This window comes from Herbaspirillum sp. C7C8 (assembly GCF_022627875.1).
GTDB lineage: Bacteria > Pseudomonadota > Gammaproteobacteria > Burkholderiales > Burkholderiaceae_D > Herbaspirillum.
On sequence record NZ_JABXGG010000064.1, the window covers coordinates 1 to 309 of the forward strand.

Here is a 309-nt window from a genome sequence, read left to right on the forward strand (position 1 = left end):
ATGACTCCTCTTTTTGAGATCAAAAGCATGCCGGAATTTCTATTTCTAAGCGGTACTATTTATTGGGGTAGGGTCAAAAGTGGCGCAAGGTCAATTGGTATATATAATCAACCAAAATCCAAATTCATATCGCAAAGAATGCCCATCCCCAATTATCAGTCCATCATGCTCCCCCTTCTTCGTCTAGCCAGTGATGGCAGGGAACATCGATTCAGAGATCTGGTAGAACAATTAGAACTCATTTCATAAATAGCGCCGCATGAGGATGACGGAGAAAGCGAGATGAACAAAGCCGGTGTAATGATCGGC

1 pseudogene is annotated in these 309 nt (G+C 43.0%); it reads left to right on the forward strand.

Annotation, left to right across the window (positions count from 1 at the left end):
- Positions 1-249: pseudogene (locus tag HWE01_RS22655) on the forward strand (hypothetical protein); the annotation flags it as partial.
- Positions 250-309: the final 60 nt, after the last annotated feature.